Origin of the sequence: Chitinophaga sp. YR627 (assembly GCF_900114995.1) — a bacterium.
Taxonomy (GTDB): Bacteria; Bacteroidota; Bacteroidia; order Chitinophagales; family Chitinophagaceae; genus Chitinophaga.
Genome location: NZ_FOUX01000001.1, coordinates 2,197,968 through 2,210,480 on the forward strand (window position 1 = coordinate 2,197,968; position 12,513 = coordinate 2,210,480).

The window sequence follows — 12,513 nt, forward strand, 5'->3', positions numbered from 1 at the left end:
ATCCCAAGATCATCCTAAATCGCCACTGTATGAAGAACTACTTACAACTCGCCTGTTTGTGCGCCCTTTTGTTGCTGATGAACCTATCTTCTGTCGTCTATGGACAACAACAGCAGACCATTTCAGGTACGGTAACAGATAAGACAACAGGTAATCCCTTACCAGGCGTCACGGTCAGTGTAAAAGGCTCTCTGGCCGGTACTATCACTGACGGAAGCGGCAATTTCCGGTACAACACCAGCAAGTCGTTTCCACTGACGCTCATTTTCTCCTCCGTTGGTTATACGAATAATTCAGTGGTGGTCAACAGTGCCGGTAATATTACGGTACAACTCACATCTACAGAGATCCTGGGAGAAGAGATCGTTGTAGCAGCCAGCCGCGTTTCTCAAAGCATACTGGAATCGCCGGTATCTATTGAGAAGCTGAACGCCACGGCTATACGCGAGTCCCCCACCCCTAGTTTCTATGACGCCCTCCCATCCCTGAAAGGTGTGGAATCCAGCGTACAGAGTCTCACTTTCCGCACCATTACCACCAGGGGGTTCAATACCAATGGTAACACCCGCTTTAACCAGCTGATGGATGGTATGGACAACCAGGCTCCCGGTCTGAACTTCTCCGTAGGTAACATCGTGGGCATTTCCGAACTGGATGTTGCCAGCGTAGAATTATTACCCGGTGCATCCTCCGCCCTCTATGGCGCAGGTGGTATGAACGGTACCCTGCTGATGACCAGTAAAAGCCCTTTCGAATACCAGGGACTAAGCCTGAAATTACAGGGTGGTATCAACCATGTCGGTAAAAAACAGCAGAACTACATCGGATTCATTCCTGATGTTACTGCCCGTTATGCAAAAGCTTTCGGAAAGTTTGCCTTTAAACTGAACTTCGGTTATATGCAGGCGGATGACTGGCAGGCCATTGATTCTACCAATTTCAGCAGACTGAACCTGACCACAAAACCAGGTTTCTCTCATGCACAGGATCCTAATTATGACGGTGTCAACATTTATGGTGATGAGATCACCAATACCTTTGGTGCAACAGGTGGTTTACTCAACGGACAAGCGGTTTCCCGCACCGGTTACAAGGAAAGAGACCTGGTGGATTATGGTACGCACAGTTTAAAAACAGGCGCTGCATTCCACTACAAGATCACTGACAATACAGAGGTGATCCTCCAGGGTAACTGGGGAACAGGTACAACGGTTTATACTGGTTCTGACCGTTACTCCCTGCGTAAATTCAACCTCGGACAATACAAACTGGAAGTACGTGGCAAACGCTTCTTCGTACGTGGTTACACCACACAGGAGCGCTCAGGAGAAGCCTATAACGCAACTGCACTGGGTACGATCCTGAATGAAGCATACAATCCAAGCGTTACCAGAGATGGCAGCGGTAATATCAACGGTGGATGGTTTGCAGAATACGCGACCGTTTACAACCAGGCAAGAGCCGGTATCTTCCCGGGCGCGCCAGGCGTAAAGACCAATGAACAGGCGCATGCCATCGCAAGATCTTACGCTGACAGAAACCGTTTACTACCTGGTTCCGCTGCCTTCAATCAGGCAAAAGAAACGATCACCAGCAATTATATTGGTTTCGGCGCAGGCAGGAACGGTGCTAAATTCAATGATAAAACAAACCTCTATCACTACGAAGGATTTTATGACTTCAGTGATCATATTAAAGTACTGGAAGTACAGGCAGGTGCGTCTTTACGCCGCTATTCCCTGAACTCCGACGGTACTATCTTTGACGATGCAGATGGCCGTATCAAGATCGATGAATATGGCGCTTATCTGCAGGTCGGTAAGAAACTGGTGAATGACAGGATCAAACTGACAGGATCGATCCGTTATGACAAGAACGAGAATTTTGACGGTCGCTTTACGCCACGTTTGTCAGGCGTATTCACAGTAGCGCCACGTCACAATATCCGTCTGTCCTTCCAGACAGCCTACCGCAACCCTACCAACCAGGATCAGTACATCGATCTGCCCATCCGCGCCAACACACGTCTGATAGGTGGTTTACCGGAACTGCTGACCAAATACGACCTATATAACAACAAGGGATATACGCAGGCAAGTGTACAACGTTATGCAGCTACAGGCGACCCAGGTCAGTTACAGCAATATACTTTCAATAAATTCAGACCAGAGAGCGTAAGCGCCTATGAGATCGGTTATAAGGGGCTTATCAAAAACCGCTTATTGATCGACGCTTATTATTACTACAGCGCTTACAAAAACTTCCTTTCCTACGTAGCACTCATACAGCCTACACAGCCACTGGCACAGGACCCTGCACTGAACAGCGCAAGGATCTTTGCGACTTATGTGAACAATCCTGAAACAGTGAAGGCACAGGGTGGTGCTATCGGACTGGATTATCTGATCAATACCTGGACCTTATCCGGTAACTTCTCCTATAATGATCTCACCAACAATGAAAGCGATCTTGATAACAACTTCAATACACCGAAGTATCGCTTCAATATTGGTGTTGCCAATAAGAACATTTACAAAAACCTGGGCTTCAATGTAATGTACCGCTGGCAGGATGCCTTCACCTGGAGCTCCAGCTTCGTAAGAGGTGATGTATCTGCATACGGTACCATTGATGCACAGGTAAACTACAGAATTCCAAAGATCAAAGGAACGATCAAAGTGGGTGGTTCTAACGTGACCAATCACTACTTCCAGACTTCCTTCGGTAACCCGAAAGCAGGTGGTATCTACTATGTAGCGATCCTGTTTGATGATCTGCTGAGATAATACGGTCAATCAGAAAATAAGAAGGGTGTCCGCCATATCTGGTGGACACCCTTTCTCTTTACCCAAAGTTCTCCGCCTGCGGCGGACAGCCTTTTATACAGTAGCCCTGTACTTTTTACGGGTACGCATTTATCTGTTCTTTTCTGCCCATTCGCGGAGCGTTACAATCACATCAAATAACACCCCTGCTTCTCCTCTGAAATCACCTGATCCTTTAGGCGCACCGGTGCGTACATCATACCATTCATAGAAACCTTTATTCGTCAATACTCTTTCTATGATCGGGTCCAATTCGGCTACGGCTTCTTTCACCAAACCATGCTCCACCAAAGTTTGTATCATCCTGCCACCAAACCAGGTCCAGTCACCGCCATTCTGATATACATAAGGGTGCATGTTTGGAAACAGTTCTGCGGGATAAGGCGGATATACGGTGATACCGATCGTCGCATGTTTCTCTCTGGATGCCGCGGCTACCATTTGTTTGTTGATCGCAGCTACCTCTTTTGGTGTATTAAACCCAGCGATGATGGCACAGGCAGAACCACCGGTATACAACAGTTGCTTTTCATTAAAAGTAGCAGGGAATGGACTTCCATCCAGATACAAATGCGGAATATATTTCCGGGAAGCGGACACCCAGAGATATTTTCTGACATTCGCCTTAATACCGGCTTCCGTTGCTTTCCAATCCCTGGATGTTTTGTAGGCAGCCGGTTTGATGGCCAGAAAATCCTGGATAGCTATTGCATACATCGCATTATCGTACACATCTACTGACCATTTTGTTTTGTCGTTAATACGCACTCCCCAGCCGGTTTCCGGTTGTACGTCTCCCCAATCAACTGTTGTAGCTCCTTTTACAAGACCATATTTTTCTGCCCATCTGTCTTTTAGAATATACAGCAGGGATTCTTCCATTCTCTGAATAACGGTCTTCCCTCCTATTTCTTCCTGGAGTATGCTATGATCGCCGGTCACATCGATATATTTTCTGACTGCCTGCACAAGCGAAGATTCCTGGTCAGTTTCCACCGTATTCTTATGTGCAGCCCAATCAGGCGCCAGTGCAGCATAGCGATATTCATATCCCGGCCCCGTTGCCGCCTTTTTACTATCAATCATACCATCAACAATATCTCCTTCTTCCCCCTGCATCTTGAAAAAAAGCAATAGCATCGATTTCACTTCTTCTTTCGTATGGGTTTTCAGTGATCCTTTTATGAAGGTATTGAAGTCACGTATCCATATTTCCCCATAAGAAGTACCGGCATTGAAGCCTGTCAGCAAAGCAAGCGCACGCCGCTGGACAGTATCAAGACGATGGTCGCTGAGAATAGTATGCGAAAGTTCCTTTTTATCAGTTTGCTGTGCGGATACCGGTGACTGTAATGCCAGCATTGAAACAGATAAGGCTGTAATCAGGTAAGTTGAGCGTAAAAGCATATCGTGGTTTGTTCTATTTACAGGCTAAATGTACGAACATGTATTTAAATGTACAAACATAATAGTTTAAGTGGCACAGAATGGATTTCAATTATATTTGCCACATGCAACCCATATTCCCCACTACTTATTCGACCCTTAGCCCAGACGCCCTTGCCACTTATGTCAGCCAGCATTATGTACTGGAAAACGTTCAATGTCAGTTCATTGTCCGTGGCGTTGGCGACACTTATCTGATTACGACAGATAAAGACCGTTTTATCCTGCGCATTTACCGGGCCTCCCACCGGACCCTGGGCCATATTCAGTCAGAAGTGACGCTGCTGAATACCTTAAGAGATGCAGGCATTTCTGTCTCCTATGCCATAGCAGACAGGAAAGGGCAACAGATTCATGCCCTGTCCGCAGCAGAAGGTACCCGGCATGCGGTATTATTCTCCTATGCCGAAGGCCGTTCGCATGTGCTGCTTTCTGACAACCAGCTGCGGAATTTAGGCCGGGAAATGGCTCGTTTTCACAATGTATCAGCAACTATCCGTCTGGAAGATCCCCGCTGGACATTTGACCTGGATACGACCTTATTCCAGCCACTCGCAGCAGCGAAGCCTTATTTCAGAGAAGATCCTGTGACTTATGAATGGATGCTGGCAGCGGCAGAAAGAGTAAAGCTGGCGCTGGATGGGATCCATACGGACAGGATTATCACCGGTTATTGTCATTTCGATTTTCTGCCGAAGAACTTCCATTTTGACAAAGATGACAAGATCACGCTGTTTGATTTTGACTTCTTTGGCCGGGGATGGCTGATCTATGATATCATGACTTTCCGCCAGCAGTTATTGCTGGATAAGCTGATGAACAGATTGACGGATGAAGAGATGGAGGCTGCTTTTACTACGTTCCTGGATGCTTATCAGTCAGAAAGACAGCTGAATGAAGAGGAACTGGCGGCTATTCCCTGGTTAGGGCTTGGATTCTGGTTTTATTACATGAATTTCCATTTCACGCATGATCAGTTTTATCCGGTAACCTTATTGTATGCTTTACAGGGTAGAATGGGGATGTTGAAAAAACTCCTGGAGGAAGAGTGGAGAAAAGCGATAGCAGTAATGTCCTGAAATAGGCGACGTCCCGGGGAGGCCCGGGACGTCTGTGATTTGTTGTACCCTTCGTGGGAAAACCCAGAAGTATCTTTTAAACGTTGAAACGGAAGTGCATTACATCACCATCGCTTACAACGTATTCTTTACCTTCTATACGTAAACGGCCGTTATCGCGGCAGGCAGTTTCTGAACCATATTTTACATAGTCCGCATAAGCGATCACCTCAGCTTTGATAAAACCTTTTTCGAAATCAGTGTGGATCACACTTGCAGCCTGCGGCGCTTTCCAACCGGTGTGGATGGTCCATGCTCTTACTTCCTGTACACCAGCGGTGAAGTAGGTGATCAGGTTCAGGAGGCTGTAAGCAGAACGGATCAGGCGGTTCAGACCTGGTTCTGTCAGATTATATTCGGAGAGGAACAGTTCTTTATCAGCGGCATCTTCCATTTCGGAGATCTGCGCTTCAATACTGTTGTTCATCACCACTACAGTTGCATTTTCTGCTTTCACAGATTCCTGCAGCTGTACGGAGAATTTGTTGCCGGTCAGCATAGATGCTTCATCCACGTTGGCCACATACAGCACTGGTTTTTCTGTCAGCAGGAACAGATCCGCGATTGCTACGCGCTCTTCTTTGCTCAGACCCAGTTCACGCACATTTTTACCCTGCTCCAGGTGTGCCTGACATCTCTTCAGGATTTCGAATTCTACTTTTGCTTTCGGATCACCACCTGTTTTAGCCATTTTCTCGGTACGCGCGATCTTCTTTTCAACGCTCTCGAGATCTTTCAGCTGTAATTCAGTATCGATGATCTCTTTATCTCCAACAGGATTGATCGCACCTTCTTCTCTCAGGATGTTTTCATCTTCGAAACAACGGATCACGTGCACGATTGCATCTACCTCACGGATATTAGCGAGGAACTTGTTACCAAGACCTTCACCCTTGCTCGCACCTTTTACAAGGCCCGCGATATCTACGAATTCAATAGTAGTAGGAACCACGCGTTCCGGTTTTACCAGTTCTTCCAGCTTTGCCAGACGCTCGTCCGGTACGTCCACAAGTCCTACGTTAGGTTCAATTGTGCAAAAACGATAATTGCTCGCCTGCGCCTTTGCGCTGTTGCTTACCGCATTAAATAATGTCGACTTTCCCACATTTGGTAATCCAACAATTCCTACTTGTAACGCCATTTTAGAAAAAATTTGCGCAAAGATAACGCTTTTTTAGCTATCAACCCACTGTCTCTCAGAGTGAGCCTGATGACATAACACAGATTTCTACTTTTAATATTAAATTTTTGCCATTAGATTTGATGTTCAATCATTTCACATATATGGCATTAAACTATGTTTGGCTCGGCTTCTTCCTGATATCTTTTGTTGTGGCCGTTTGCCGCCTCATATTCCTGCAGGACACTGCCGTATTCTCCACAGTAATGAATGGTATGTTTGAAAGCGCCAAAACAGGGGCGGAAATTTCCCTGGGACTGGCGGGTATCATGACCTTCTGGCTGGGGATCATGAAAGTGGGGGAACAAGGTGGAATGATCGGTATCCTGGCCCGCTGGGTAGACCCTTTCTTTTCGAAACTATTCCCGGGTATCCCGAAAAAGCACCCGGCGATGGGCTCTGTTCTCATGAATTTCAGCGCCAATGCGCTGGGCCTGGATAATGCGGCTACCCCTGTAGGTTTAAAAGCCATGAAACAGTTACAGGAGCTAAACCCGGAACCGGAAGTGGCGACCAATGCCCAGATCATGTTCCTGGTACTGAATACAGCCGGCATCACCCTGATCCCTACCTCCGTGATCGCTTTACGCATCGCTGCCGGGAGTTCAAATGCCGCCGATATCTTCATCCCGACACTGATCGGTACCCTGATCTCCTTTATCTCCGGTATGCTGGCAGTAGCCCTGTATCAGCGTATCAATCTGCTGAAAGCGCCGATTATACTGACATTTGCTGTATTCGGTATCTTACTGGCGGGCCTGTATTATGCCATGCAGGTATTGCCTCCCGATAAAATTGCTGCTTATACCGCATTCGTAGGCGGATTTGTGATATTCGCAGTTGTGGTAGCCTTCCTCGGACTGGCAGCCATAAAAAAGATCAATGTATATGATGTATTTATAGAAGGCGCTAAAGAAGGTTTCCAGACGTCCATCACCATCATCCCTTACCTGGTCACTATGCTGGTAGCGATCAGCGCATTCAGGAACACCGGTTGCATGGATTATGTACTGGATGGCCTGAAGGCTTTATTTGCTGGTCTCGGCGTCAATACCGCCTTTGTAGATGCATTGCCGGTAGGTCTGATGAAACCACTGAGCGGTGGCGCAGCCCGTGCACTGATGGTAGATATCCTGAAAACCCACGGTCCGGATTCATTTGTAGGAAGACTGGCCAGTATTATCCAGGGTTCTACTGAAACAACGTTCTATGTACTGGCAGTGTACTTTGGTTCTGTCAATATCAAAAAGACGAAGTATGCGCTGACCTGCGGACTGATAGCCGACGTGGTAGGTATTGTGGCAGCGATCATTCTCGCTTATATATTCTTTCCACTTGCTTAAATTCTTTTTATTATCTTGGCCGGCACCACCAATTAATCTGCTTCCACCGAGGGGAAAACTTAACTTTTTGTCATGCCTAAGAAAACGCTTCACGAAGATTGGATTGCTGTAATTATTGCATTTCTGACTATTGGCCTGGTGCTGTTCGGCCTTAAACCTGTCCTTCCAAAAATTGCGGTATGGAACGACGCTTCATTTGTTACCGCACAATTTGCGGGTGTCGAGATCTGGAAACAGACCGGTATTTTATTCCTGTGGGTATTGGGTAGTCTGCTGCTGGCGAAGTCTTTTACAGGCAAAGTGGAAGTAGCAAAACTCTTCATCTCTCTCCTGTTCATCATCTTTGTGACATTGCTGGCACAGTTCATTGCCAGCTATAAAACATTGAAAGATTTTGGGATAGAGGTTGTATTGTTCAGCCTTATCCTTGGATTGCTCATCAGCAATCTGGTGGGTGTGCCTGCTATCCTGAAACCCGCAATTCAGACAGAATTATATATCAAGATCGGGCTGGTGCTGCTGGGCGCCAATGTCCTGTTTGACGATATTATTAAAGCCGGCGGACTAGGGATCTTACAGTCTGTAGCAGTCGTGTTTACCGTCTGGTACTTCAGTTTCTGGGTCTGCCGGAAACTCAAACTGGACGATGAATTCAGAATGATGATCTCCAGTGCGGTATCTATTTGCGGGGTATCAGCCGCCATCGCTACCGCAGGTGCGATTGAAGGCGACAATAAAAAGCTCTCACACGTAATTTCCCTGGTACTGATCGTAGCCATCCCGATGATGCTGTTCATGCCATATATCGCTACCTGGGCACATATGCCACCAGCAGTAGCTGGTGCCTGGCTGGGAGGCACGATCGATACTTCAGGCGCAGTAGTCGCCGCAGGTACGATGCTGGGTGATGAAGCCCTGAAATATGCGACGCTGGTGAAGTTCTCGCAGAACGTATTACTCGGACTGGCCGCTTTCTTTATTTCCCTGTACTGGTCGTACAGCCGTAAGGAAGCCGGTTATGAAAAGCCGACCCTGCGTACCATCTGGGACCGTTTCCCGAAATTTGTACTTGGATTTATATGCGCTTCCCTCCTGTTTTCCTTCCTGTTGCCAGCGGAATCAGTGACTGCGGCGAAAGGTCCTTTAAAAGAATTGCAAACATATTGGTTCGCAATTGCGTTTACCTGTATAGGACTGGAGACTAAATTCACCGATATCTTTAAAATGGAGAATGGTCGTCCCGCAATGGCCTTTATCATTGCCCAGGCCTTTAATATCGTATTTACACTGGTGATAGCCTACCTGGTATTCGGAAGATCGTAAGGTAAAGACCGTTCGCAGATACCGGCAGGCAACACGCCAGTCACTGTGAACGGTCTTTTTCTTTATCTGTTTACCATGCGACAACCCAGATCACAGGAACGTATATTGATCATTACCGGCATTGCCGCATATGTCCTGTTGCTGATCATCACGCTGTTGCATAAACAGCCTCCACTGTTTGATGAGCCCTTATTCATTCCCAACGTCTATCTCCTGGAGCAATATGGTTTGAGCAGGACCTTCCTGCTGAATATAGACAACCAGGCCCCCGGCCCCCTATATCAGTTTATACATTACGCCTTAAAACCGCTCACACATCTGCAGACACCAGGCATACGGCTGGTCAATACCGGCATGTTATTACTGATCATCCTGCTACTGGCAGCGATCATCCGTAAAATGCAGCGCAGGCTGAAACGAAATACCTGGTTACCCGCCCTGCACATCATGGCTGTCCCGATGGTATGGCAGGTAGCCGGTATGGCCCTGACCGAAATACCGCCTATGTTATTTGCCACGCTCTCCATCTGGTTATTGCAACTCGCATTGGAGCGTACAACCAAACGCTGGTGGCGGGGCTGGACATTAAGCATACTGGCAGGGTTAAGTCTGGGGCTGGCTATATTAGGACGTTCACCTTTTGTAGTGATCGTTCCTGCTGCATTGTTACTTTTACTGCAGACTGCCCGGGAACGGAGGAAATGGGTGATCGTGTGTATTTATATGGGATTGGCACTCGCCTGTTGTATACCGGTATTTGTTATATGGGGAGGATTGATGCCGCCGAAACAGGCCATCATCAGTGCAGGTGGAATAATGCCCTGGCATGGGATACTGGCATTTGCTTATGGCGCATTGATTGCTTTGATCATTGCACCAGCCTGGTTTCGCTACAACCAGCTCACCTTATTCGCGCTGATACTACTATATGTCATATTACTTCCGGTTAACTATTACTGGCTGCACTATGAATATGCGCCTTTGCATGAAGCCCTGCAAAAGATCTTTCCGGCAGCCATGATGCAGGTCTACCCATATCTGATCTCGCCACTGCTGGCGACCATTGCACTTTATTTTCTCTATTGTGCTTTCTGGCGGGGAATGGAGCGGCGTACGGAACCATTTTTTCTGTTCATCCTGTTTGCCACGCTACTGATGCTGGCCACCAGTTTCAAGGTGACACATCTTTTCAGTTCGCGTTATGTGGCACAGGCAGCCCCTTTATTTATGATCCTGCTCGCTCCATATATCCGTATCAGTTATGGGCAGTACATACGTTTTGCTGCCGGAATGATCATTGGATTATTGTCACTGGAAACCTATTTCCAGTTCAGGTAAATACTCAGTCGTATTTACCTGTTTTATCTTCTATGCTGACGTCAGCATCTTTTTTGATCTGCATCTTCACATACACCAGCAACTGGGAGGCACCGGCTTTAAAACAGACCTCCTGTGCTTTTCTGACCACTTCCATACATTCGTCGTAAGTGCCTTCTATCACTGTCTCAAAAGGACAAACCCTGTATTTCAGGCCGGATGCCTGGATCACTGCTATCGCTTCATCCACTACCGCGTATACCTGGTCACTTGGAACAGAAGGAAGGATCTGCAAGGCTAAATTGATCTTGTGTGCCATAATTTTTATACTGTTTTAACGTTTCTTCCACTTGACTTCATAAAGATCCCGTCTCATGTCCTTCTTCGTTTGTACGCTGCCGAATGCACTCAGTTCTTTCAGCAGTACCAGATCAACGTCTGCGATGACCACCATTTCTGTATTGGCCGTAGCATCTGCCTTGACGCCTGTTACCGGAAAGGCAAAATCAGAAGGCGTCAGCACGGCGCTCTGCGCATATTGCAGGTCCATATTATTGACCTTGGGCAGGTTGCCCACACAACCGGCCATCGCTACATAACACTCATTTTCAATCGCCCTGGCCTGTGCACAGAAGCGTACCCGATTGAAGGCATGCTGGGTATCTGTGAGGAAAGGTACAAACAATATTTGCATTCCCTGCTCTGCCAGTATGCGTGAGGGTTCAGGGAATTCCACATCATAGCAGATCTGGATACCAATTTTGCCACAATCTGTATCAAAGATCTTCAGCTGATCACCACCTTTGATCCCCCAGGCATATACCTCGCTCGGCGTTGGATGCATTTTGATATAATAGTCATGCGTACCATCCCTGCGGCAGAGATAACAGATATTATACAGGGAGTCTCCGATAAGGATCGGCATGCTGCCAGAAATGATATTCACGTTGTAGGAAACCGCATGTTTAATAAACTGGTCCCTCAGCTGCTCCGTATATTGGGCTACGCCCCTGATAGCGGCTGCGCCGTCCATCTGATTGAATTCCGCCATCAGAGGCGCATTGAACAGTTCAGGGAATACGACGAAATCAGAACCGTAATCGCTTACGGCATCAATAAAGTATTCCACTTGCTGGAGGAAACCATCTAAACTACCATAATCCCTCATCTGCCACTGCACGAGTCCTATACGTACGGTAGATTTATTGTATCTGATAGTATCATGGTCTTTCTCATAATAGATATTATACCATTGCAGCAGTGTGGCAAACCCCATGGAAGATTCGTCATGCGGAAGGTAATTCTTGAGGATCTTTTTTACCTGGAAGTCGTTGGAAAACTGAAAGGTCAGTGTAGGATCATAGATTTCCTTATCGCGTACCTTTTCGATATAGTCCCTGGGCGACATTTCCTCTGCATATTTCAGATAATTCGGAATACGCCCGCCCGCTACGATACCACGCAGATTAAGGCGTTCACAAAGGGTCTTACGGGCATCATACAACCTGCGCGCCAGTCTGCGGCCACGATAGTCAGGATGCACGAAAACTTCTATACCATATAACACATCACCTTTGCGGTCGTGTGTACTGAACGTGTAATATCCGGTGATCTGTTCGTAGGTGTGTTCGTCACCAAATTTTCCATAATCAACGATGATAGAAAGTGCGCAACCGACTACCTTATCATTCACGGTAACGGCAATCTGTCCTTCGGGGAAAAGCTCTACCAGTCTGCGGATAGTTGGTTCCCGCCAGTAGCTGCCTTCCATATCTGCATAGGCCGATACCATGGATTCTTTCAGATCGAGATAGTCTTCGGGAGTCAGTTGTCTGATGTCAATTGTTTCGGGGATGTGTTTTGAAGTCATAACATTAAAGTTCTCTTTATCTTTTACTGCTGCTTTTCTATAATGTAAAAAAAGTAGCTATATTTGACTTGTTTTTAGCCATTCTCCCATG

Annotated in this window: 9 protein-coding genes; 5 read left to right on the plus strand and 4 right to left on the minus strand. The window is 46.9% G+C overall.

Annotation, left to right across the window (positions count from 1 at the left end; all coding sequences use genetic code 11):
• Positions 1–29: 29 nt before the first annotated feature.
• Positions 30–2,786, plus strand: a complete 2,757-nt coding sequence (locus BMZ72_RS08190) for a TonB-dependent receptor (RefSeq protein ID WP_089806970.1) — start codon at positions 30–32, stop codon at positions 2,784–2,786.
• A 129-nt stretch (positions 2,787–2,915) separates the two neighbouring features.
• On the opposite strand, the gene BMZ72_RS08195 is transcribed toward BMZ72_RS08190, so the two are convergent.
• The gene (locus BMZ72_RS08195) at positions 2,916–4,232 is read right to left on the minus strand and encodes a glucosidase family protein (protein WP_089806972.1); all 1,317 of its coding nucleotides are present in this window, start codon (positions 4,230–4,232) and stop codon (positions 2,916–2,918) included.
• Positions 4,233–4,336: 104 nt separating this feature from the next.
• Here BMZ72_RS08195 and BMZ72_RS08200 point away from each other — a divergent pair, with 104 nt between their 5' ends.
• Positions 4,337–5,350 (plus strand): phosphotransferase enzyme family protein, encoded by a 1,014-nt coding sequence (locus tag BMZ72_RS08200; protein WP_177222722.1) that lies wholly within the window; start codon positions 4,337–4,339, stop codon positions 5,348–5,350.
• A gap of 76 nt (positions 5,351–5,426) precedes the next feature.
• Here the strand turns inward: BMZ72_RS08200 and ychF are convergent, their stop codons facing one another.
• Entirely contained in the window at positions 5,427–6,530 is a 1,104-nt protein-coding gene (gene ychF, locus BMZ72_RS08205) for a redox-regulated ATPase YchF (RefSeq protein ID WP_089806976.1), read from the minus strand.
• A 143-nt stretch (positions 6,531–6,673) separates the two neighbouring features.
• On the opposite strand from ychF, the gene BMZ72_RS08210 reads away from it, so the two are divergent.
• The 3 genes from BMZ72_RS08210 (at position 6,674) to BMZ72_RS08220 (ending at position 10,573) form a co-directional block, all read left to right on the plus strand.
• On the plus strand, positions 6,674–7,912 hold the full coding sequence (locus BMZ72_RS08210; protein WP_089807305.1) for a nucleoside recognition domain-containing protein: 1,239 nt from the start codon (positions 6,674–6,676) through the stop codon (positions 7,910–7,912).
• A 72-nt stretch (positions 7,913–7,984) separates the two neighbouring features.
• On the plus strand, positions 7,985–9,235 hold the full coding sequence (locus BMZ72_RS08215; protein ID WP_089806978.1) for a YeiH family protein: 1,251 nt from the start codon (positions 7,985–7,987) through the stop codon (positions 9,233–9,235).
• A gap of 75 nt (positions 9,236–9,310) precedes the next feature.
• Positions 9,311–10,573 (plus strand): glycosyltransferase family 39 protein, encoded by a 1,263-nt coding sequence (locus BMZ72_RS08220; protein WP_143087641.1) that lies wholly within the window; start codon positions 9,311–9,313, stop codon positions 10,571–10,573.
• A gap of 4 nt (positions 10,574–10,577) precedes the next feature.
• Here BMZ72_RS08220 and BMZ72_RS08225 read toward each other — a convergent pair whose 3' ends face one another.
• Positions 10,578–10,871, minus strand: coding sequence for a thiamine-binding protein (locus tag BMZ72_RS08225; protein ID WP_012791353.1), 294 nt, complete (start codon positions 10,869–10,871; stop codon positions 10,578–10,580).
• A 15-nt stretch (positions 10,872–10,886) separates the two neighbouring features.
• Complete coding sequence (locus BMZ72_RS08230) at positions 10,887–12,422, minus strand: bifunctional GNAT family N-acetyltransferase/carbon-nitrogen hydrolase family protein (RefSeq protein ID WP_089806981.1); 1,536 nt, start codon at positions 12,420–12,422, stop codon at positions 10,887–10,889.
• Positions 12,423–12,513 lie beyond the last annotated feature (91 nt).